15 protein-coding genes are annotated in these 23,340 nt (G+C 41.0%); 12 read left to right on the forward strand and 3 right to left on the reverse strand.

All coding sequences use genetic code 11. The features are described 5' to 3' along the window. Positions 1–18: 18 nt before the first annotated feature. The 4 genes from F8R90_RS18760 (at position 19) to F8R90_RS18775 (ending at position 4,953) form a co-directional block, all read left to right on the forward strand. On the forward strand, positions 19–816 hold the full coding sequence (locus tag F8R90_RS18760; RefSeq protein ID WP_196511924.1) for a 2OG-Fe(II)-dependent halogenase WelO5 family protein: 798 nt from the start codon (positions 19–21) through the stop codon (positions 814–816). A 48-nt stretch (positions 817–864) separates the two neighbouring features. Beyond that, a complete protein-coding gene (locus tag F8R90_RS18765; RefSeq protein ID WP_196511925.1) occupies positions 865–1,971 on the forward strand; it encodes a zinc-binding dehydrogenase in 1,107 nt (368 codons plus the stop codon). A gap of 39 nt (positions 1,972–2,010) precedes the next feature. Further along, positions 2,011–2,832, forward strand: coding sequence for a pyrroline-5-carboxylate reductase (proC, locus tag F8R90_RS18770; RefSeq protein WP_196511926.1), 822 nt, complete (start codon positions 2,011–2,013; stop codon positions 2,830–2,832). Positions 2,833–2,934: 102 nt separating this feature from the next. After that, a complete protein-coding gene (locus F8R90_RS18775) occupies positions 2,935–4,953 on the forward strand; it encodes an ABC transporter ATP-binding protein/permease (protein ID WP_196511927.1) in 2,019 nt (672 codons plus the stop codon). A 310-nt stretch (positions 4,954–5,263) separates the two neighbouring features. Here F8R90_RS18775 and F8R90_RS18780 read toward each other — a convergent pair whose 3' ends face one another. Continuing rightward, positions 5,264–5,794 carry a DM13 domain-containing protein gene (locus F8R90_RS18780; protein WP_196511928.1) on the reverse strand — a complete coding sequence of 177 codons (531 nt, stop codon included), beginning with the start codon at positions 5,792–5,794 and terminating at the stop codon, positions 5,264–5,266. 954 nt (positions 5,795–6,748) lie between these two features. On the opposite strand from F8R90_RS18780, the gene F8R90_RS18785 reads away from it, so the two are divergent. Next, on the forward strand, positions 6,749–7,312 hold the full coding sequence (locus F8R90_RS18785) for an HD domain-containing protein (protein WP_196511929.1): 564 nt from the start codon (positions 6,749–6,751) through the stop codon (positions 7,310–7,312). 351 nt (positions 7,313–7,663) lie between these two features. Here the strand turns inward: F8R90_RS18785 and F8R90_RS18790 are convergent, their stop codons facing one another. Continuing rightward, positions 7,664–8,710, reverse strand: coding sequence for a threonine aldolase family protein (locus tag F8R90_RS18790; protein ID WP_196511930.1), 1,047 nt, complete (start codon positions 8,708–8,710; stop codon positions 7,664–7,666). Between the two features lie 947 nt (positions 8,711–9,657). Between F8R90_RS18790 and F8R90_RS18795 the strand changes: the two genes are divergently transcribed. Then, on the forward strand, positions 9,658–10,440 hold the full coding sequence (locus tag F8R90_RS18795) for an ABC transporter ATP-binding protein (RefSeq protein ID WP_196511931.1): 783 nt from the start codon (positions 9,658–9,660) through the stop codon (positions 10,438–10,440). A 136-nt stretch (positions 10,441–10,576) separates the two neighbouring features. Next, positions 10,577–12,016, forward strand: coding sequence for an MlaD family protein (locus F8R90_RS18800; protein WP_196511932.1), 1,440 nt, complete (start codon positions 10,577–10,579; stop codon positions 12,014–12,016). 286 nt (positions 12,017–12,302) lie between these two features. On the opposite strand, the gene F8R90_RS18805 is transcribed toward F8R90_RS18800, so the two are convergent. Then, on the reverse strand, positions 12,303–17,663 hold the full coding sequence (locus tag F8R90_RS18805; protein WP_196511933.1) for a choice-of-anchor I family protein: 5,361 nt from the start codon (positions 17,661–17,663) through the stop codon (positions 12,303–12,305). A gap of 449 nt (positions 17,664–18,112) precedes the next feature. Here F8R90_RS18805 and F8R90_RS33480 point away from each other — a divergent pair, with 449 nt between their 5' ends. The 5 genes from F8R90_RS33480 (at position 18,113) to F8R90_RS18825 (ending at position 23,255) form a co-directional block, all read left to right on the forward strand. Beyond that, positions 18,113–18,238: a hypothetical protein gene (locus F8R90_RS33480; protein ID WP_269141771.1), complete on the forward strand. Its 126-nt coding sequence runs from the start codon at positions 18,113–18,115 to the stop codon at positions 18,236–18,238. Positions 18,239–18,840: 602 nt separating this feature from the next. Next, positions 18,841–20,151 carry a Tudor-knot domain-containing protein gene (locus tag F8R90_RS18810; protein ID WP_196511934.1) on the forward strand — a complete coding sequence of 437 codons (1,311 nt, stop codon included), beginning with the start codon at positions 18,841–18,843 and terminating at the stop codon, positions 20,149–20,151. A 228-nt stretch (positions 20,152–20,379) separates the two neighbouring features. After that, on the forward strand, positions 20,380–21,498 hold the full coding sequence (locus F8R90_RS18815; RefSeq protein ID WP_196511935.1) for a phosphotransferase enzyme family protein: 1,119 nt from the start codon (positions 20,380–20,382) through the stop codon (positions 21,496–21,498). Beyond that, positions 21,495–22,043 carry a DOMON-like domain-containing protein gene (locus F8R90_RS18820; protein ID WP_196511936.1) on the forward strand — a complete coding sequence of 183 codons (549 nt, stop codon included), beginning with the start codon at positions 21,495–21,497 and terminating at the stop codon, positions 22,041–22,043. Before F8R90_RS18815 ends, F8R90_RS18820 begins: the two co-directional genes overlap by 4 nt. A 690-nt stretch (positions 22,044–22,733) precedes the next feature. Continuing rightward, positions 22,734–23,255: a competence protein CoiA family protein gene (locus tag F8R90_RS18825; RefSeq protein WP_196511937.1), complete on the forward strand. Its 522-nt coding sequence runs from the start codon at positions 22,734–22,736 to the stop codon at positions 23,253–23,255. Positions 23,256–23,340: the final 85 nt, after the last annotated feature.

The following is a 23,340-nucleotide window of genomic DNA, read 5'->3' on the forward strand; positions in this document are numbered from 1 at the left end:
AATGTAAGGAATTGTATTATGACTGCTACTTCTAACCAGATTAAATCCAACGTTTGGGACAAAAAGCAAGAGTATCTCTTAACTCCAGAGTCTTTAAGAATGCTGTTGGAAAACCGAATGCCTTTAATTCGGATAAAAGAATTTGCTACACCCCAAGAGTGTGAGATGTTAGTCAATCAAGCTGAATTATTCAACTTCGACTGCTATCAAAATGTGAATCCCAAGATTGAGCGAATTGGTATCACAGTCTTTGAATATAATCGCATTAGTAAAGCAGCTTATTTTCAAGCAGTGGAACGCACAACTAAATTAAGAGACTGCATTATGGCAGCCTCTTTTAATCCATTAGAACGCTTAATGGTGAAAATTCGAGAGTGTACAGGCGCGACTGTACGAATTGCTTCGGAACCACTCTATGGTAGTTATTATGCAGGACTGATCAGAAAAATAGAGCAGGGTACTCAACTTCATATTGATTATGCTCCATTAGAACAATCAAAATGGGAAATTGGTACAGTTATTTATCAACTTTCTTGGAATTTGTACTTGAAATTTTCTCCAAACAATCATGGTCAAACACGCATTTACGATCGCCAGTGGCAACCAGGAGATGAGCAATATAAACTCGATTCCTACGGCTATGGTGATACAGTAATTGCAGATGCAGACGCGATCGCCTTCCAACCTTATGTAGGAGATGTGTTCATTTTCAATACACGCAACTATCACACTGTTGAACCGATGGATGGACAACGTGTGACTTTCACTTCTGCAATTGGATTACTACCTAACGGTGAAATCATTTTGTGGTCTTGAAAGTGAGCAGCAGGAAGCAATTTGATAAATATAGTGAGGAAGTAATTTATGCCCTTAGCAGCTGTGATGACTGCACCTAATCAACCAGTTGAAGTGCAACAATTACCAGACCCGATTCTAGAAAAGGGTGGAATCATTCTTGAGACCTTATATTCTGAGGTTTGTGGAACTGATGTACATTTACTACATGGGCGTTTGGAGGGAGTACCATATCCCATCATCCCTGGACACTTCTCAGTTGGTCGTGTGGTGGAAACAGGTGGAGCAGTTAGTGATGTCAATGGTAAATTAATTCAGCCTGGAGCGATCGCTACTTTTTTAGATGTCCACGAAACCTGTTACAACTGCTGGTATTGTCTAGTAGCCAAAGCATCCACTCGCTGTCCAAAACGTAAAGTTTATGGTGTCACCTACTCAGCCAAAGATGGGTTGCTGGGTGGTTGGTCTGAATTAATTTACCTCAAACCAGGGGTTAAAGTTCTAACTCTACCCGAAGAAGTCTCACCAAAGCAATTCATTGCTGGAGGATGTGCTTTACCAACTGCACTACACGCTATCGATCGAGCGCAGATTCAAATTGGTGATGTTGTCGTGGTTCAGGGTTGCGGGCCTGTGGGTTTGAGTGTGGCAATTCTAGCTTTGCTCTCAGGTGCAGGCAAAGTAATTGTAATTGATAAATTTGAGAGCCGATTAGTAGTTGCCAAATCCTTCGGTGTAGATGAAACCCTTGCAATTAGGGCTGATGATCCACGACAACATATTGAGCGAGTTTTGGAATTGACAAACGGACACGGTGCTGATGTCACTATTGAAGCCACAGGCATTCCCATTGCTGTCAAAGAGGGCTTAAATATGACCAGAAATGGAGGTCGCTATGTTATTGTCGGGCATTACACAAACACGGGTGAGATTCTCATCAATCCCCACCTGGAAATTAATCTAAAGCATATTGATATTCGCGGAACTTGGGGAATTGATTTCAGCCATTTTTACAGAATGATTGAATTACTAAAACGTCATAGCGATTCCAGTAAAAATATTGCTTGGTCAAGCATAATTAGTCGTTCATATACACTACAAGAAATTAATCAAGCGCTGGCAGATGTAGAGCAAGGCTCTGTATTAAAAGCTGTGATTCAACCTAATATATCTTGATGCCAATATATCAAATGACTTAGATAATAGGGAGAAAATATGCTCGAAGATTTACAAATCGCCTTTATCGGCGGTGGCACGATGGGCGAAATGATAATTAGTAGATTGTTATCAACGAAAATTGTTCCAAAAGCCGATCTAATTATAGTCAGCGATCCAGTTTCTGCGCGATGTCTTCATTTAGAAAGGGAATATGGAGTACGTACTACAACCTCCAATATAGAAGCGGTTCTTGGCGCATCTATTGTGATATTGGCGGTGAAGCCGCAGGTTTTGGCAGAGGTTCTGGGTATGCTTAAGGATAAAATTCCACCTAATGCTTTAGTAATTAGTATTGTGAGTGGAGCGAGTATTTCATCTCTGTGCGAAGGGTTGAATCATCCTGCTGTTGTCCGTACAATGCCCAATATTGCAGTACAAGTTGGTCATGGGACTACAGTGTGGAGTGCATCATCAAGTGTGACAGAGATACAGCGATCGCATACCCAAATAATTTTACAAGCATTAGGTAAGGAATTTACTACTCAAAATGAACATTACCTTGATATGGCAACGGCGTTGAGTAGCGCTGGGACTGGATTTGTGTTTCTGTACATCGAAGCGATGATTGATGCTGGGGTTCAAATGGGTTTAACTCGGACACAAGCCCAAGAATTAACATTGCATACGATTGCTGGTAGTGTAGAACTGATGTTTCAGACTGATGAACATCCAGCAGTTTTACGAAACAAGGTAACTAGTCCTGGCGGAGTCACTGCTGCTGGTCTTTACGAGTTAGAAAAAGGTGGTATGCGAACTGTCATTTCTAATGCAGTGCTTGCTGCTTTAAGCCGCACTCAACAATTAGGTAATCTCAGTTGAAAAATTAGCGCTGAGTGGGGTTACTCATTCGGTACTTATTACTGATTATTCAGCACTAAAAAGTATTAAAGTTGACAAAAGATTTTTATTTATTTCTCAAATATGCCAACCCAAGTTGTTCAAGCTCAACCCTCAAGAAATGTTTTTTCAGATTTTACCCAATTCTGGGAAAACGTCAAAGCGATCGCTGGGCCTTACTGGTATCCAACAAAGCCAGGGCAAAGAGCATTTTCAGACGTAATTCGGGCATGGGGAATGCTTATTCTCCTAATATTACTAATCGTCGCATTTGTAGGTGTAACTGCTTTTAATAGTTTTATTAATCGCTACATAGTTGATATCATACTTCAAGAAAAAGATTATTCTAAATTTGTTAATATTATATACTTTTATGCTGCTGGACTTGTCTTAGTAACGCTTTTATTAGGATTTTCTAGATTTGTTAGAAAACAAATTGCTCTTGATTGGTACAAATGGCTTAATAATCAAATTTTAGATAAATATTTAAGCAATCGTGCTTATTATAAAATTAATTTTCAAGCTGATATTGATAACCCAGATCAACGTTTATCCCAAGAAATTGAACCAATTACCAGTAATGCCCTCAACTTTTCAGCTACTTTTCTAGAAAAAGTACTGGAAATGATAACTTTTGCAATAATTATCTGGTCAATTTCCCAACAGATTGCTATTGCTCTGATTATTTATACGATTATGGGTAATTTTATTGCTGTCTACTTAAATCAAGAATTAAATAGTATTAATCAAGCGGAAATTGAATCTAAAGCTGACTATAATTACTGCCTAACTCATGTTCGCAATCACGCAGAATCGATAGCTTTTTTTAGGGGAGAAAAACAAGAATTAAATATAATTGAGCGCCGATTTAGTAAGCTGATAACCAACATTAAACGCAAGATTGATTGGGAGAGAAATAGAGACCTTTTTAACAGAGCATATCAGGTTGCTATCGAACTTTTTATGTTATTCATACTTGCGCCTTTATATATTAAAGGTGAAATTGATTTCGGACAAGTTGGACAAGCTAGTGTAGCTAGCTTTATGTTTGCTACTGCTTTGGGAGAATTAATAACTGCATTTGGCACTTCTGGAAATTTTTCGAGTTACGTTGAGCGTTTAGCTGAGTTTTCGAGTGCGTTAGAAGAAGTGACCAAACAGCCAGAGAATGTAAGTACCATTAAAACACTAGAAGAAAATCATCTTGCTTTTGAGAATGTCACCTTACAAACGCCCAATTATGAACAGGTAATCGTTGAAGACTTATCATTGTCTGTTCAGCCAGGAGAAGGTTTATTGATTGTCGGCCCCAGTGGTCGAGGAAAAAGTTCTCTGTTGCGAGCGATCGCTGGTTTATGGAATGCAGGGACTGGCCGTCTGGTGCGACCTCCCTTAGAAGAAGTCTTGTTTTTGCCGCAACGTCCTTATATAATCTTGGGAACTTTGCGCGAACAATTGCTCTATCCTAATACCAGTCGTCAAATGACCGATGCAGAACTCAAAGAGGTTCTACAACAAGTTAATCTGCAAAACTTGCTAAGTCGAGTCGATGGCTTCGATACAGAAGTTCCTTGGGAGAACATATTATCGTTGGGAGAACAACAACGCCTGGCTTTTGCACGACTAATAGTTACTCATCCTAGCTTCACTATATTAGACGAAGCAACGAGTGCTTTGGATTTGGAAAATGAAGGAAGGTTGTATCAACAGTTACAAGAGACGAAAACAACCTTTATCAGTGTTGGACATCGGGAAAGCCTGTTTGATTATCATCAATGGGTTTTGGAACTTTCACAAGATTCCAGTTGGCAACTTGTGACTGTGCAGGATTATCGGACTCAAAAAGCAATTATCACTATTCCTTCCACAAATCCCCAAATAAAAATAGATGATTCGTCTCAAGATAAATCTCTAATTCAATCAGAAACAAGCATAGTCGAAGGGTTGTCTCATAAAGAAATGAACGAATTAACCTACTATTCCGTTACTACTATTAGAAGTAAGGCAAGCAAAGGAGAAACTATCACTAATAGAGACGGCATTACCTATCGCTATGATAAAGATCCTAAGGTATTGAAATGGGTAAGAGTATTGATTACATAAAGCCTTCGAATCACGCTCATTATGAGGGGCAATAAACTGGTAAACACACTCCCGGTTTTTCCTCGACCCCAATCGACCGACATAATCAAGTTTCAAGTCAATCTTCTCGAGTAATTTCTGTGCGATGTCTACGACGGGCTACGCCTACGCAATTGGAGTGAGTTTTTCTGAGATAGAAACATTCAGATAATAGTACATCCGCAGTTGGGGATAACAGCCGTCATCGTCCTTCTCAAGCAAACTAGGGGTAACTTCAACTTCATAACGACGCGATAATTCGGCCTTGCGCTGCTGATTGATTAGTTAAAAATCAACTAATCAAATTAGCAGCGCCAAAAGTAGCATTGAACTTGCGACACCAGATAGCGACAGATTTGTAATCTGCTAAATTGATGTTGCTAGGAATAGAATATGTTTGAGCGCCACTATATTTTTTTAAGGGAGCAAGAATGATATAATCGCCATTTTTTAAAGGATAAGATGGTGGCTTTGTTGAACCAATTACGTTATCTGAACGATGCAAAGTTACGACTAAATCTGGCCCTGATTCAGACGTTTTAAACGACTGTTCAAGCTCTAGAAATGATTTACCGCCTTTGGTTGTAATACTGACTGTTCCTTGAGTTGTATGTTCTCCTGAAATAAAAGTGCCTGACTTCATAGCAATTGACTCCTGAGAACGTGCTGAAGGGGCTACAGGCTTCGCCGACGTTGAAGATGCAGGAAAAGATGTATTCACAGCTATAGGACTTTCCTTAGACTGATTACTTGATACTTCTGGAACACAGCTAACCATGACAATAGAAGATAAACTTAGTATGAATAAATTTATGAGCTTCATGATTCAAATTCCTCATTGCATTGAACAACAATATAGTTTTTAGATTTAGCCTTTAACTAATCATTACTTAAATAATTAGTCTAAGAATTATAAATATCTAAGAATTCATATATAGAAAGCTGAGATTTTCTTGAGAAAATTATTATGTAATTCTCAGCAAAATCTCAATTTTTAACCTGTAAGTGCTTAAGCTGGAATAAACAGAATTATGTCATCGTGAACAAAACAGACTAAAGTCAAGTCGCTTCTCTACGAGACGCTGCGCGAACGCTCCAATGAAAAATTAAAAATTATTAATTAAAAATTGCAAGACGCTCCTACGTCGCTCTAAGCGTTCGCGGTAGCGTCTCGTAGAGAAGCCATGCCGTTGGCGGAGCCTCTCGTAGAGAAGGCTTTACGCTGCGCTATCAGTGGGGGCTTGTACCCCAAATTAATTAATTAAAAATTATTATCATCCTTAATTTTTAACTTTTAATTTTTAATTAAAAAAAGGTCAAGCAACCACAATGCTCTAAAATTATTTAACTTTACTCTCAATGACACCGCTTATACTTACTTTATAGCTGTTATATAAAATTACATTTAGTTAAGTAAAAATTAATAATTTTGTTGTATGCAAAAAATATATGTATTGAGTAAAATCTTTCTATCAAACTAGCCGGATAGCTGGAGTTGTTATTTAAAATCTTCAAAACTTACCATTTTATTTTTGAAATTCTTTTTATAACCCATGCAATAAGCATCCATGAGCAAAACCAGTGATGATGAAATATTGTTGCACAACCAAACTTGGCAGAGGGAGCGGCAAATCATAACACGTTTGTCTTCTTTGAACTATTGAACTGGTGAGTGGCAGTGAGCGAAGACAGGAGAACTCTAAAAATCTTGAGTGTTCACAAATAACTTAGGATTGTGGCATACAGCATTGCATCACTTCATGAAAAAAACTGACAAATGGAAAAATATCAACTTATCCCAAACAACTGGTCACAAGAAACTTACATTAAAGCCTTAAAGAAAGCAGCACATGCACATCAAGGTCAGAAAATGTCAGGTTCAGAAATACCTTACATCATGCATTTGAGTTTTGTGAGCATGGAAGTAATTGCAGCCCTAAGCGTCGAAACAGAACATGACGGAAATCTTGCTATTCAATGTGCTATTTTACATGACACAATAGAAGATACTAACACAACATTTGAGGAAATAAAAACCGAATTTGGTGAATCAGTAGCTAATGGTGTACTTGCGCTGACTAAAGATGAAAGTTTAGTAAAACATCTTCAAATGGCAGATAGTTTACAAAGGATAAAAGAGCAACCACAAGAAATATGGATGGTGAAATTAGCAGATAGAATCAGTAACCTACAAGCACCACCACATTATTGGACTCAAGACAAAATTGTTCGATATCGAGAAGAAGGTATTCAGATTTATGAAGCTTTGCAGGATGCAAGTCCATTTCTTGCTTTACGCTTGGCAAAGTTAATTGAAGATTACAAAGCGTTTATCAAGTAAATAGCTTTATGTGAGCTAAATTACACTGAAAACCTAAGCACTGAAATAAAATTATATAGCGGTTACCACTCAGATGCGTTACAGCATTATATCGACAAGTATAGCTACGGGTGTACCTCAGGTAAACGAGAACCGCTATATTATGCATAAAATATTACAGCAACCAAAAGTGCGGTTGAAGTTCCATGCCAAGTAAGTGCTTGCATTATAAGTGATGACTATTAGCTGTGAGATTGGATATAGTTCCAAGTCTGACAGAGCCTGGTTTTGTGCAGTCTCTTAGATAAGTTGTATGAGTTGGGACAGTTTTAGGATTGGTCTGCTTACTTCATTATTTGAGATTTTTTATATTTAATTTTTGTAAATAGTTGCGTTTTTAATATCATCAATCAATTCATCAATCCTTGATTGAGTCGTATTCCAAGAACACATAAAACGTACTCCTCCCACACCAATAAATGTATAAAACTGCCAGTTCTTTGCTTTTAAGCTATAAATGACTTGTTCAGGTAATTTAACAAACACGGCGTTGGCTTCTCTAGGAAACATCAAGTCAACACCTTCTATGTTCAATAGTTGATTTTCCAAGTATTCAGCACATTGATTGGCATGTCTGGCATTTTTTAGCCAAGCACCAGTTTCCAATAAACCCAACCAGGGAGCGGAGATAAACCGCATTTTTGAAGCTAGCTGGCCTGCTTGCTTGCATCGATAATCAAAATCCTCTGCTAGCTCTTTGTTGAAGAAAAGAATGGCTTCACCTAATGCCATTCCATTCTTTGTACCACAAAAACACAGCACATCCACTCCAGTTTTCCAAGTAATTTCAGCAGGGCTTTTATTCATCGCCGCAACTGCATTTGCAAAACGAGCACCATCCATGTGAATCTTTAAGTTATACTTTTTCGCAACTTCTTTGATTTTAAGAAGTTCTTCAATAGAATATAAAGTCCCTAATTCTGTTGATTGTGTAATACTAATAACTTTAGGTTTTGGATAATGAATATCAGTACGTTTAGTCACAATTGCCTCTATCGCCTCTGATGTTAGCTTGCCATTTTTACCTTGAGCAAGTAACAATTTAGAACCATTAGATGCAAATTCAGGTGCGCCACATTCATCGGTTTCTATATGAGATGTTTCATGGCAAATGACACTGTGATATGACTGACAAAGGGCAGCTAAAGATAAAGAATTTGCGGCTGTACCATTAAAGGTAAAAAATACTTCACAATCAATTTCAAAAAGTTCCCGAAAATAATCTGTGGCTTTTTGAGTCCATTCATCATTTCCATAGGCTGGAACACTACCTTGATTTGCCCTAATCATATATTCCAGCGCTTCTGGACAAATACCAGAGGAATTATCACTTGCAAACTGCTCTAAGTGGCTACTCATAATCTCTACTTTTATTTTTATCAGGAATTGTTACAATATTAGTGAATAATTTTGGCACTTGCCAACTTTAAGATTGACGGAGGATGCTATTAAACTCTCAAATTATAGTGGTTCTCGTTTACGTGAGATACACCCGTAAAGACACGGCAGTGCCGTGCCCCTACACTTCGTGATGTAATGTTGTACTGCATCTGAATGGGAATCGCTATATCTAATAACTCTGCTAATTCCAATAACTTTGGATGATTCTAAACTATATATGTATATAGCCCTATTTAATCATTCGGGAAAAACGAAATTGGCGACTTATATAAAAGTCGGTAATCAGAAACTTTTGATTTTCAAAAATAAAATATAAATTCTATACGTTGCATTAACTTGTTAGTTAGTTTTTGTTGTCGTCGCTTTTCTCTGAGTAGTTATAGTAATTCTTAGTATGTTTATACTATTATATGACTTTGCTGATGTCCACGGAAAATTAGAGTCTTAGTCTTGCGTTACTGAGACGTTAAATTACTACGGTGTCTTAGTCAGCCTTGCGTTGAGGGGATTATGGGACGTTAAACATCGCAAATAATCATTAAAATTATGCTAAATTATGCTAAAAAAATAAAGTTTGCTAATCAGGATGCTAATCATATACTTATAATGTACTATACAATGCCCTAACAATAACTATGACATCACTATTGGGCGTATTTGTCCTTTGTTAGTTGTGAGAAGTCATTTGTTTATTATCTACTGACTAATGACTCTCCGGGTGATGCTCTTTCTGTTACGTCTGCTACGCGAATGTCGCTAATTAACGCCATTTGCTTTCCCCCTTGACGGTAGCCTCTCCTTTTGGGAGAAGGAGAGATGCTGCGGGTAGCAAGATCCTTGTAGGGGTAAAAATTGGGGAACCCGCCCAAGGCATTGGCTCACCAATGACTAATGACTAATAACTAATGACTGAACCATTGATTGAACTAAAAGGTGTTTCTAAGTCCTTTGGTAGCCATAAAGTTCTAGATAATGTAGACTTGACCATTTACCGAGGAGAAGCACTGGGGATTATTGGCCCATCAGGGACTGGTAAATCAACAATTTTACGGGTAATGGCGGGGTTACTTACTCCCGATGAGGGAGAAATTTATGTGCAAGGAGTACGGCGAGACGGTTTGATTGAGGATGGTGGCCAGCAGGTTGGCATTGGCATGGTGTTTCAGCAGGCGGCGCTATTTGATTCGCTGACGGTGGAGGAGAATGTGGGATTTTTACTTTATCAAAATTCAAAGCTACCGCGATCGCGGATTCGAGATTTGGTAAAAGAAAAATTGGAGATGGTAGGTTTGCCAGCAATCGGCCACCTTTACCCAGCTGAACTTTCTGGGGGAATGCGAAAACGGGTAAGTTTTGCCCGTGCGATTATGTCTAATCCCGATAATCCCTCAGAAGGCCCAGAAGTTCTACTATACGACGAACCAACAGCCGGACTTGATCCTATTGCCTCAACGGTAATCGAAGATTTAATCCGCCATTTGCAATGTTTACATGGAGTTTGTAGTACCTATGCCGTTGTTACCCACCAAGACGGTACTATCCGTCGTACAGCTGATAGACTTATATTTCTCTATGAAGGTAGAGTGCAGTGGCAAGGTACAGTTAGTGAAGTATACAACACCGAACATCCTTTGATTAGACAATTTATCAGTGGAAGTGTAAAAGGGCCGATTCAAGTCGTCGGTTAGAAAGTGAGAAGTTAGGAGTTAGGAGTTAAAAGTGAGGAATTAAGAATGAGGAGTTAAGAATGAGGAGCGAGAGTTAAATTCAACTCCCAACTCCTAACTCCCAACTCATAGCTAACTTATTGGGTGGAGGAAAAAAATGCGAGGTCTGATGACAAGCCGCTTCGCGTCTGGGCGAACATTTAGAGAAGGCTCTGTGGGGTTGTTACTCCTGCTAGGATTAGGGGTATTTGGATTACTCTTTCTGTGGTTAAATAGATTCACTGCTGCCGGCCGTTCATACAAAGTTATTGTCGAATTTGCTAACGCTGGCGGAATGGAAAGGGGAGCAATAGTTCGCTATCGAGGCGTTAAGGTAGGAACTATTTCCCAGGTTCGACCAAGACCAAATGCTATTGATGTAGAGATTGAAATTGCCCAACCTGACCTAATTATCCCCCGTCAGGTAGTGGTGGAAGCTAATCAAAGTGGATTAATTAGCGAAAGTATTATTGACATTACACCAAAAGCAAGCTTACCTGCTGGGGTTGTGATTGCTAAACCCCTAGATAAAAGTTGTGATACTAGTCTCATAGTTTGTAATGGTTCTCGGTTAAAAGGTCAAGTTGGCATCAGTGTTGATGCACTAATTCGCAGTTCAACTGAGCTAGCTGCTGTATACAATGACCCAAAATTTTATAGAAATGTCAATAGGGTTCTAGAAACTACCACAGGTGCAGCATCCAGTTTTACTGAGCTAAGTCAGGATTTACAAGGCTTGACCAAAAGCTTGCAACAACAACTAAATACATTTTCAACCACTGCTAATTCAGTGCAACGAGCGACAAACCAACTTAATGCATCCGCGACTCAAACTGTAAATCAATTCGGTGCAACTGCAACTCAAGCAAATCGTTTGCTGAACAACCTAGATAATCTGTTAACAACAAATCGTTCTTCGCTGGTTGGTGCTTTGAACAATATCACCGAAACCAGCAACCAACTGCGTGTTACAGTCAGTAGCCTATCACCAACTGTTAATCGATTCACTCAAGGAGAATTACTCAACAATTTAGAAGCTCTTTCAGCAAATGCAGCGCAAGCTTCAGCTAATTTACGTGATGCTTCTAAAACCTTAAACGATCCAAAAAATGCGGTGCTGCTGCAACAAACTTTAGATTCAGCACGAGTAACGTTTGAAAATAGCCAAAAAATTACATCTGATTTGGATGAATTGACAGGTGATCCTACTTTCCGCCAAAATTTGCGGCAATTGGTGAATGGTCTAAGTGGTTTAGTATCTTCTACACAACAGATGCAGCAACAAGTGCAAGTTGCTACTACTCTAGATTCGGTAAAAGCTGCTGTGAACAAACCAAATAATTTAATTCCTACCCCAGTACCAACCCAACAGGCGATGTCTAATGACAAGTCCCTACCTGTCTACGTAATCAATCCCTCACCTGCTAATTTTGCAATTACCGATACCAACCTTGAACCAACCCCCAGTCCGTCTATCTCTAGCTCATCTCAAGAAAACCTCTTGAAGCAGCTGCGGGAATATGGTAAGCAACGGGAGCAAGTGGAGACGGAGAAATAGGTAATACAGCTTGACAATCTTAACCACAACAAGACCGAATATGCTTGGGTTAAGATTTTATCCTCCCTAACCCTCCTTTTTTTAAGGAGGGAATTAGAGCAATACTACGGGTCTTTTACTATCCAGCATCGCCATTTTACCTGCATGATAGCGATCGCCAGCCATTGTTCTCTCGTTTATCTCGTTCCCATGAAGAGCATGGGAACGAGCAAAAACTTATCAAGCTAGTTTTTTTAGGACTTGTGTGTACACCATAGCCGACGGACGAGAGGGACGGTTTTGTGTATTAAACAAAGACGAAACGACTATCTGTTGCCAAATTTGTATTTCGGTTTAATCCGTTTTCCACAACAGCAATCAATTCCGCCCCATTGTTGGTGAAGATGCCAACAGCAGATAGATTTATAGACACGGCTGATGCTGACCCTAGGGAGTAATTGTTAGCAAGTCCCTTGATCTGAATCTTATCGTCTGCTTGGAAGTTGACAATATTGGCATAGTCACGATTTTGAGAACTGGTATAAAAAACCGAAGTGGCATCACCCAAGACGTAAGTATCTGCCCCCTTACCACCGTTGAGTAGGTCGATTTCGTTTGTGCTACCCCCCCAACCAATCAGGAGATCATTACCATCGCCCCCAGAGATTATGTCACTGCCAGTTCCTCCTAGAAGTGTGTCATTGCCATCGTCTCCAAGGAGCATATCACTGCTTCCCTTACCATCGAGGTAGTCATTGCCTTTTCCCCCGTCGATCGCCTCGTTGGCATCACTGCCGATCACGCGATCGCTCCCAGCTAGAGCATTGACTATGTATCTGTTTAAACCAGTAAGTTGACTGGTAAAGATGATGTCGTCGCCAGATGTCGCCTTGTTATTAGCAACCGTCAGGTCGAAGGTATCGCTAACATTGCCACCTTTGCCATCAGATGCGGTGACTGTAACTGCAAAAATGCCGGTTTGGGAAATAGTACCGGATATCAAACCTGTGTTTGCAACGATACTAGAGCCGATGGGTAAACCCGTAGCACTGTAGCTGAGGGTGTCGGCTTGATCGATGTCAGCAAATTTGTTATTGACATTGAAAGAAAACGATTTATTAGTAGAGATGATTTGGTCGTCAAGGGGTTGGACTACCGTGGGGGCATTGTTTGCAGGTAGATTAAACCGAGCCACACTAGGATCATGATCGCTATCCTGGTCAAAAAACTCTGAGTTGATGTGAACTACATCATACCCATCTAGCTTGTTGAGCAAGTTATTACTCACCAAAACGTGGTCAAGTGTCTGGGCATTGCCTTGAAAGTTATAGGTGTAACGCTCGTTTTCCGGCAGAGTTTCAATTAAGGAAGTCAGCCCAGCGCTTTCTAAAATGCTGACAGGGTTGGAAAACTCAAAGTCATTCAAGTCACCCACTACCGCTACATTGGCGTTGGGGTCGATTGCTAAAATATTCTCGACAAAGTTTTTCACCACCGTAGCTTGTTGCTGGCGCTGAGTTTCGCTAGTGAGGGTTGGTGGTTGATTTGGCCCATATAGCGGTTGGTCACCGCCTTTAGAATTAAAGTGGTTGCCAATTACATAAACAGTTTGACCGTTGAAAGTAAATTCACCAACTAACGGCTTACGACTACTAGTAAAGGCAGAGTTGGTGGGGTCAAGGCGACCAGGACTGGCAGAAAGTGTGGGAACACCATTAACATCGGTAACTGTGGTGTTAGTTAGGGAACCGCCACCGGGGGTATCTACAAATTGAACTCGGTCGGGATTAAATAAGAAGCCCTGCCGGATATTGCCACCAGGTTCACCGCCATCTTGATTGTTGACTGGGTTAATTTGGCGGTATTCATAGGTGGGGCCGCCCGCAGCTGCGATCGCCTCAATTAATGTTTGATAAGTTGTGCTAGCGTCAACTACGCCGTTATTTGTCGCTCCGTTATTGTCCTGAATTTCCTCGATAGTAAGGATATCTGGCGATTGCAGATTATTGACAATCCGGCTGGCAAGATTGTTAAACTTGGTTGCACCATCACCTGGGTCAAGGTTTTCAACATTGAAGGTAGCAACTGTGAGTTGGTTGGTGGTGGCAGTTAAATTAGTGACTTCCTTACTCAGGGAATTTGAGGTAACAGTTACCGATGTGGGCAGAACTTCGTAGTTGTTAAAGCTATAATCGACCACACCTGTAATTGTGCCGAGAGTCGCACCCACGTTAACGTCGGGGGATCTACCAGAGGTAAACAGCGTGTCATCAATTTGGATACGCTCTGGATTAAAATCATTGGAACTGACGAGAATACCGCCACGCGCTGTGCGTCCTGTGGCATTCGCGCCATTATCTGCCAGCACCCAAATTTCACCAAAAGAATTTGTCGGGCTAGTTGCCACAGGATTATTTACCTGCACCACCATCCCTTCTAAGCTTTCATAGAAGTCGATGCCATCCTGGACGGGATCAAAAGTGGTTGTGCCAGTTTCGATATTACCAGTAGTGTCGTTATCGATTACCGTCGTTGGGATGTTTCTGCCGCCATTGCCAAGAATTGTGGCAGAGGGCAAAGCATTACCACTGGAAACAGTGACAATTGTGGGAGTGGTAATTTGTGTTTTAGTCAAATTATTGGCATCGCCGCCCGGACGAAATTCCGTAACAGTTCCACTGACCAACACGGAATCTCCAACGGATACGGTTGGGGCTGATGAAGTGAAGACAAAAATACCTTCTGAGGTGTGATCGTCGCTGTCTGGGGTGGGGTCTTGCAAGTAGAAACCATTACTCGCCCTAGCTGTCACAATTCCCGCTACATTGCTGACAGTCTGATTTCTAAAGGATGAGATATGCCCTGTTCCCTGAATATCACTAATCCGAACGGATGGGGTTACTTCAAACACAGCAACCGTTTTGCTGACTTCGTTCGTGGTGACTAATAGAGGTTTGCTTGTAGGACTGTCAGCCGCCGAGACAAAAGTTAGCCCTTCGATCGCAATATCTTCCGGGGTGTTGATGTATTGAACGAAGGTTGGCTTGTTGGGATTTGTCACCTCATAGACGATGACATCGCCGGTGCGTTCTAAACCAATAAAAGCATAGGTGCGGTTGTTGATAACTCCAATCACCACACCTTCAGGTTCAGGCCCTTTGTTATCGCTGCGGGTGTCAAAGCTAGCAACTGTGCCATCTGAGTTAAACAGAGTTGGTACTTTGGTTGCCGTAATTTGTTCAAATTGCTCGCCACTGTCGAATATCTGATTGCCGCTTCCATCCCAAATCGAAAAGGAACGCGCCCCAAATGCTTCGATGCGATCGAAATCTCCGTCCCCATCGATATCACCGGTGGCGTTGGTTAGTTGTAACCGTCCCAGATTGGCATTATTTTTTAGGGTTGCAGCATTAGGAAAAATGGTTGGGTCTAAGATATATCCGGCTGCGCCAACCCGGATTTCTTCGCTAAAACCAGTGTAATCGCGAGAATCTCCTTCGTTGGCGGTGATGTAGTAGGTTTGTCCGTTGGCGGTGAAGCTAGCGATCGCATCGGGTTGATATAACCCAAACACTGGCCAATTCTGAATATTGATTTTACCAGTACTGTTGGTTAGGTCGCGATCGCTAACATCTAATCCATTACCTGGAAGATTGTGATTTTTTACACCCAGCGGCAAAATGTTGGTGATGGTGGCGCTGGCAATATCCAGAATAGCGATCGCATTGTTTTCTTGCAGGGTAATATGCGCGGTTTGACCGTCTGAAGATACAGCAATGTACTCTGGTTCTAGGTCTTGTGCCACCGTCGAGCCGGGCCCAGTAATCCGCACGCCTGCGGCTTTGAGTGTGGCAATCTGGCTATTGAAGCTGGTAAATGAGGCTTCGGTAACGGTTGCATTAGCCACGCCACCCGAAATGTCAATAATGCTAACTGAACCTTCAGGATCTACCGAATTTGCTTGCCCGTAGCTATTGGGTTCTCCTTCATTTGCTACTAATACTTTCGTGCCATCGGGCGTAAAGGTCAGCATATCTGGTAATGCACCCACTGCAACCGAGTTCAAGAAGCTTCCACTGGCGGCATTGTAGAAACTCACCTGTCCCGTCTGTTGAGCGTTTGTGGTGGTGTTTTGAATGGCGTAGGCGACTGCAACAATCCCATTTTTGACCGCAACGCTGTTGGGAATAGCTTGTGTGCCTGCGGGGGGCGTAAATCCTGTGGTTAAAGAACTAGCCGAGGTCAACGCGCCTGTATTGCTGACATTATAAATTTCAACTATGCTGCCAGCCACGACAAATAGGCGATCGCTTCCAGAATCAAAGGCGGATATTTCAGCACCATTTGTACTGGTGAAGTCGCCAACTTTCTGCAAAAAGCTTGAGTTGTTGTTGGTAATCGTAATATTTTGCGAAGTGGTGCTGCCCAGAATAATGCCTGCGGAGGGTGTAGCAATGGTCAATATTGCAGTTTCTGTCGCTTCTGCGATCGCATCATCGGCAATGATAAAGGTGACAGAACCGGTGGTTTCTCCACTAGGAATGGTGATGATATTATTGGTCAGGTAGAAATCCCCAGCGGTGATACCTGTTCCAGAAACCCCTAAGCTAACGGTCTGATTGCCAGATACGGCACTGGATGCAGTAGCAGTAACGGTGATAGCTGTTGTGTTTGCTTCCAAGCCAGCAGTAGCGCTGAGGGATAAGTTGACAATTGGAAACGCAGCAACTTCATTATCTGTTACCGTGATGCCAACAGTACCGTCAGTAAAACCTGTGGCTGAAGCAGTTATCGTTACTGACTGAGAGCCATCAAAGATTAAATCGTCTTCAGCATTAATAGAAAAGGTTGCAGTCGAACTATTGCCAGTGAAGGTGACAGTTGTGGGTACTGTTGCCTCGGTTGTATCATTACTGCTTAAATTTACTACCAAATCTGATCCAGAGGTGTCTAGGCGGGTCACCGTCGCTGTAGCAGCGTTTGCACCAGCATTTTCAGCAAATAAGTTAGGAGTAACACTTAGAGACAAAGCTGGCGCGGTAGAACGTAAACTATTGATATAAGTCGTATTAGCGCCGCCATTGGACAGACCAGGTGTGGTTGAAGCAAATGCAATTCCTGTTGTCCAGTTAGTAGTAGTAGTAGTTGCGCCAGCAAGGTTTGAGTTTAATGCATAGCCTGTGTTATTTGTGCTGGTGCCAAAATCGATATTTGCTGCACTCGTAAATGCTCCTGATACAGTCCCAATATCTACAGCAAATCCATCTGCTGAAATAGTGGCACCAGTATTTGAGGTATCAACCCAAACAATATCATCAGCAGCAATATCTCCATTATTTCCACTGTTGGCGTTAGGTAGAAAGGAACCACCAGCGTTGAGAGCTATATTCCAGTCGCCACCTAATGGGTTATAGGATGTGTTCTGAGTAATACCTGTAGTTCCACCAACTGTGATGAGAGTTCCAGCCTTGAAGGTGGAGGCTATGGAACTAACATTTGTAAATTTATAACCAGAAAATTTAGCGGCTTTGGTGGCTGTTGAGTCTCCAAAAAAGAAAGACTCTAGCTGTGTAGCAGTCAAGTCTTCAACAAGCAAAAACTCGATGAATTCGTCAGTTGTGGTCAAGTTTCCACCACGGTAAAATTCATTAATGATAATCTTGGGCATAGAAATCTCTTCGTTTAATTGTGTGAATCGAGTTAAACTTTTAGAGCAAAAGTTTGTATATTAAAATACAAATTTACACCGTGCTTGTATTTAATTAATATTCAATACTTTCGACTTGTTTCATATCCAAATTCGCAGGTTCAGCAATGGTTGAAGAACTACCTGAAAATTTGGTAATCAAGAATAATCTCTTGCCGTAATAAAATTCATCAAAATATGGTTTTCATACAGATAAAATTATTTACACATTCAAGATACTGAGAGTCAGAAGAGGCAGGGGAGCGGGGAGCAGGGAGCAGGGGGGAGATAGTAACGGATCTTGTACTCCGACCAATCAAGAACGTCTTAGAAAGACGGGGCTTGATACCCATGTTCCGCCCCGCTTCACGGCAACTCTTGGAGACGCTGCGCGAACGGGACTTTCTATTGCTCCCCCAGCTAAGAGCAAAGTGCCCCTCCGCCTCTTCGGTCAAATAGGTGTTTTGGACTCATTGGTGGCGCGATCGCCTCCCATAGCTACAAAAGAATGGATGCAAAAACTTACTTCACAGTTTGGGCGATCGCAATATCCGTAAGGAAAAACTTGGGCATCTATTCAGAAAACAGCTACATACCTTACTAGTATTAATTCGTATTCAGCAACCTCAAACTATCCCAGTAACGTTAAGAAACCGCTATCAATAGGTTAAAAAAACAAATATGTTGGTACTGAGTTGCGCTCAGATTTAGACTCACAAGTTCGAAAAGTCAGCAGATGAGAGGTCAAAAGAGGCAGGGGAGCAGGGGGCAGGGAGCAAGGGGGAAAACTGAGACGGAAGCTCAGACTCCGCCCCAGTAAGATCGCCCTTTATGGCGGGGCTTGTCTGCGACACGCTGTTCGCGAACATACCCATGTTCCGCTCCGCTTCACGGCAACTCTTGGAGACGCTGCGCGAACGGGGCAGGGCTTGCTCCCCCAGCGAAGAGCACCCTGCCCCGGAGCTTCTTGGTGATTTTTTGGCTAGCGATCGCCAGTTGTTATTTTTTGGTCAGGTCAGGGAACTCTATTAATACGGTTCAGTAATTCGCGCAGCCTTGACCAGAGAAAGGCTTCACGTAGGGTAGCCACTGCCATTGGTTGTTGTGGGTTTATTTGAACTGTGTTGTAAGGATAATTTGGAGTTTTGAGGATCGGCTGATGGATAAATCAATTATTCAGTTGGTTGACGAATTACCGACTGACAATATCACTGTCAAAGTTTTAAATGCTCTTGATTATGTAGCGCCAGGTGAGTGGAGCAATTTGACGGGGTTTGAGAATAATATTCGCAGCATTACTGGAGTTACCGATGCTAAGGTAATTCAGAAAATCCGCGATCGCGCTGTTGTTCTATACGAAGATCCTCAACAAGGCTACCAGTTTGCAATCAAACTTTATCAAACAATTGATAAGGCAGACACAGCTATGGCAACGGCGGCTTTAGCGAATAAAATTAGTGAGAAAATCGGCTTTCTGTCTTTTTTAGGCAACATTACTCCCAAAGCTGATGTAACCCAATCAATTGACTTAGTACTAAAAATCGCCGTCGAAATTATTGCTTTTTGCAAACTAAATGGCATTCCTCAACCGAATCCTCAAGAGTTTGCTAATTCCCTTGCTAACAACTATCAAAATGCATCCTTAATGCGGATGATAGCTTTAGTTTGTATAGACGGAATTCTGCCATTAGGCCCCGACTTTCTCAGCAAGATTCACGGAGTTATTAGTGGCACTGATGCTGGCGCAATAACTCAAAATCCGGTTTTCTTAGCCATCAATAACTTTCTACCAGGTAGTAACCCCTCTGATAAAGTTGGTTTTATCAGTCAAGGTTTCAACTCGGTGCAAGGTTGGATGAATAACTTAGTATCCAAAACAGGCATAACCCCGCAATCAATTTCTAGTCATTTAGGTAATTTTATTCAGATTGCTGATGATAATTTAGATTTTGTCGCAGCATTCCTGGATCAAACTACCAATTATTATGAACATACAGGAATTCAAACTGTCGTTCGCAGTTTAATTTTGCAAGCTTATACTTTAGTAAAAGAAGAAATTAAACAAGAAGAACAAAAACCCATCCAAGATGTTTCGTCAGCTTCTGCTGCCAAGTCAGATAAAAATCAGTATGAACTCAGCAAAACAGTAGAAGTCTGGGATGGTGAGGAAGAAGATTGGTATCAGGGAACAATTGAGAAAATCCAAGATGACCAATTCTTTATTCATTACCTTGGTTACGGTTCATCTTATGACGAGTGGGTGGGCGAAGATGACATTCGGACTCGCGATCTTCGCTCCACAGATGACAATGGATATGCAGTGGGGCAAAAGGTAAAATGTTGGGATGATGACCAAGAGGCCTGGTATTCTGCAACGATTGAGCAAATCCAAAATCAGCAATACTTTGTTCACTATAGTGGTTATGATTCATCCTATGATGAGTGGGTTGATAGCGACGAGATTTCCTAATTCCTGAATTAGCATGGGGCCGGCGAGAACAATATCTCCAATGGGCTATTCAGTGTCGCGCCCTGTGCTGGCATACAGTACTTTTAAAACCGACCAGTGGGTTAGGTAGAGGTTTTTGTAGCATTAGGAAACAAACCCTTTTTAATTACGAATTATTTTGACACTTGCGCTACGATATCCCCTATTGCCTTCGTGCAATTTAGGTGAGGAGTAGCGCAGGTCAAACACATGACAGAAGAATTCAATACACAGGGCGCAGAGAATCTGGTTGCGATCGCTGATCAATTCGCTGGGGTGGGGAAGGTTACAGGTGTTAAAGCTTTTGGAAGCGGTAATATTAATGACACCTTTTTAGTGAGTCTAGATTTCTCAAAAGAACCACACTTTATCCTGCAACGCATCAATACGCAGGTATTTCGGCAGCCACAACTGATTATGCAGAATATGTGTACCTTCACTGAACATGTTCGCAAACGGTTACAGCACCTCCCCTTGAATCGTCGCTGGGAAGTACCACGCGTACTATTAACCAAGAATGCCCAAGACCACTGGAGGGATGCAGACGGCTCCTTCTGGCGAGCGATAAGCTTTATTGAAGGCTCACAGTCTTTTGATACTATGCGCGATCGCTCACACGCACAAGAAATCGGTTATGCCTTGGGGATGTTCCACAATTTAATTAGCGATTTGCCACCAGAAGAACTCGCCGACACGCTTCAAGGGTTCCATATTACACCGCTTTATCTCCAGCATTACGAGGAAGTGTTGGCGAAAACTAGTGTGCGTCAATCTTCCGAAGTTAATTATTGCTTGCAGTTTGTTAGCGATCGCCAAAGCTTTGCACATATCCTAGAAAATGCCAAATCTGAAGGCAAGCTACCCCTGCGTCTGATGCACGGCGATCCAAAAATCAATAATGTCATGTTTGACACTGTTACCCAGCAAGCCGTTAGCGTCATAGACCTGGACACCGTTAAACCTGGTCTGGTACATTACGACATTGGTGATTGCCTGCGATCGGGTTGCAATCCAGCTGGAGAAGAAACCGAGAATAGGGAAAGTATTTATTTCGATACTGATCTGTGTCAGGGAATCCTAAAAGGTTATCTCTCCGTGGCAAAGGCATTTCTTACTGAGAATGACTATGCATATATATACGATGCAATTCGTCTAATTTCTTTTGAATTAGGATTGAGATTTTTTGCTGATTATTTAGCAGGGAATATCTACTTCAAAGTTAAACACCCAGAACATAACTTGGCAAGAGCGATCGTCCAGTTTAAGCTTACCGAAAGTATTGAATCCCAAGAAATGCAGATTCGCAATATTATCAAAGATATGAAATGAATAACCAGACATTTTCCCTGCAACCTTTCCCTTCTAATCAGTCTCTGCCTAATTTGAAAATTGCAGGTAAGATCGCTAGAAATGCTAATCAACTTGCCATCTGCTATATGCTTGGAGGTGACATCAAAGAAATTGCGTTACCAAAGCTCACTCCACCATCAAATACACCATCACGCAAGCATGAATTGTGGAAAGATACCTGCTTTGAGTTCTTCCTTGGCATCAGAAATTCTCAACGATATTGGGAATTCAACCTCTCCCCAGGTGGGCACTGGAATGTCTATCGCTTTGATGGCTACCGTCAAGGTATGCAAGAGGAAACAGCCTTTGAAAAGCTACCGTTTAATGTTCACAATCAAGGAGACGGTTTAGCACTTGCCTTGGATGTAGATTTGGATAAAATTATCTCGGCAGAACAAGCTATTGAAGTTGCCATTACTACAGTTCTTAAACACAGAAATGCCTCAATGAGTTACTGGGCATTAACTCATCGAGGTGGGGAGGCTGACTTTCATTTACGAAGCAGTTTTATCATTGAGTTGTGATACCATTTCACTTTAATAATGATACAAATACGCTAGTAAGGGCATGGCAATGCCATGCCCCTACGAGAAATCTATATGTATCAGGATTTTTGTGAATTGGTATGAGAGGATGTTTTAAAAGTTGCTATTAATGTATCAAATACTTTTATATAGAAATACGGAGTTCTGGAGGCTATTCCCGATAAATTGGGAAGCCTCGTCCGTCTTACGGCGAGGTAGTTCATATCATGTCCAGTTGAACGCTTGTCATTGCGAACGGAGTGTTCGCGGAGCGTCTCGAAGAGAAGCAATCGCAGAGACCTTGTGATTGCAACTCTTAGAGACGCTGCGCGAACGTTCCACTACGTTGCACTCGCAATGACATATCACAAGTAATTTACCGGACATGATATAATTTATAAACTTTTTTTTCAATATCTGTACTTACTCTTGATTCAACCGCATTTACTAAAGAGTTTAATAAAAGTCAGTTACATAAGTTACAGTTACATATTAATCTAAAACCTACTTATTGCAGGGGTTCTAGCCATTATTGTAATTATATTGAGTTACATCTTAGTTACATCAGTTACAACCACTAAAAGAAATATGTTGGTAGATGCAAGTATAATAAGTAACTTTACTCATGTATATCCTAAGTATTAACAGTTATTCTCATAATAATGAGAGTATCACTAGGATCAATTGAATATGGAATTTGCAAAAGCAATGGCTTTAGGTGGTCAAATAGTTTATGCAAATAAATGTAATTTTTCTTCCTACGACGATCTTAAGTTGCGTTGTTATTTATGTGGACAAGAAGTTTATTTAAGAAAGGGTAATATTAGAGAACCCTATTTTGCTCATTTTCATGCCACCAGTTCTAGACAAGTAGAAGAATGTGAACTGAGAGTATCAGCCTATGGTAATAGTACAGACACAAGTAGCTTGATTGAAAATAGGGGACAAAGATTAGAGATATTTCAACAGCACTTCATAAGTATGATTTATGTTGGACAAGAAAAAATTGTTGATGATGTTAAATTTAATAAGTGGATTTATTCAATCAAACGTGACAATAATCAAGCGATTAATAATATTGCCAATGATTGTACAGAATACTTTCTAACTCATCAGAAAAAAATGGAGGTATACTGCGCTTATCTCAAAGATGGATCAACCCTTACTTCAACAGCAAATAGCTTTAGAGGCAATAGATTATTTGTGTGTTAATTCTAGTTATAAATTGCTGAACTACATAATGTATTATTGTATATACCAATTATACAAACAAGACTTTACAAAAATTAATATTAAT

The sequence above is a fragment of the Nostoc sp. NZL genome (genome assembly GCF_015714705.1).
Lineage (GTDB): Bacteria > Cyanobacteriota > Cyanobacteriia > Cyanobacteriales > Nostocaceae > Nostoc > Nostoc foliaceum_A.

Coding starts and splice junctions, on each gene's coding strand:
- F8R90_RS18810 (WP_196511934.1), top strand. CDS start 18,841: ATGGATAAATCAATTATTCAGTTGGTTGACGAATTACCGACTGACAAT.
- F8R90_RS18790 (WP_196511930.1), bottom strand. CDS start 8,710: ATGAGTAGCCACTTAGAGCAGTTTGCAAGTGATAATTCCTCTGGTATT.
- F8R90_RS18760 (WP_196511924.1), top strand. CDS start 19: ATGACTGCTACTTCTAACCAGATTAAATCCAACGTTTGGGACAAAAAG.
- F8R90_RS18765 (WP_196511925.1), top strand. CDS start 865: ATGCCCTTAGCAGCTGTGATGACTGCACCTAATCAACCAGTTGAAGTG.
- F8R90_RS18775 (WP_196511927.1), top strand. CDS start 2,935: ATGCCAACCCAAGTTGTTCAAGCTCAACCCTCAAGAAATGTTTTTTCA.
- F8R90_RS18815 (WP_196511935.1), top strand. CDS start 20,380: ATGACAGAAGAATTCAATACACAGGGCGCAGAGAATCTGGTTGCGATC.
- F8R90_RS18800 (WP_196511932.1), top strand. CDS start 10,577: ATGCGAGGTCTGATGACAAGCCGCTTCGCGTCTGGGCGAACATTTAGA.
- F8R90_RS18780 (WP_196511928.1), bottom strand. CDS start 5,794: ATGAAGCTCATAAATTTATTCATACTAAGTTTATCTTCTATTGTCATG.
- F8R90_RS18795 (WP_196511931.1), top strand. CDS start 9,658: ATGACTGAACCATTGATTGAACTAAAAGGTGTTTCTAAGTCCTTTGGT.
- proC (WP_196511926.1), top strand. CDS start 2,011: ATGCTCGAAGATTTACAAATCGCCTTTATCGGCGGTGGCACGATGGGC.
- F8R90_RS18820 (WP_196511936.1), top strand. CDS start 21,495: ATGAATAACCAGACATTTTCCCTGCAACCTTTCCCTTCTAATCAGTCT.
- F8R90_RS18785 (WP_196511929.1), top strand. CDS start 6,749: ATGGAAAAATATCAACTTATCCCAAACAACTGGTCACAAGAAACTTAC.
- F8R90_RS18805 (WP_196511933.1), bottom strand. CDS start 17,663: ATGCCCAAGATTATCATTAATGAATTTTACCGTGGTGGAAACTTGACC.
- F8R90_RS18825 (WP_196511937.1), top strand. CDS start 22,734: ATGGAATTTGCAAAAGCAATGGCTTTAGGTGGTCAAATAGTTTATGCA.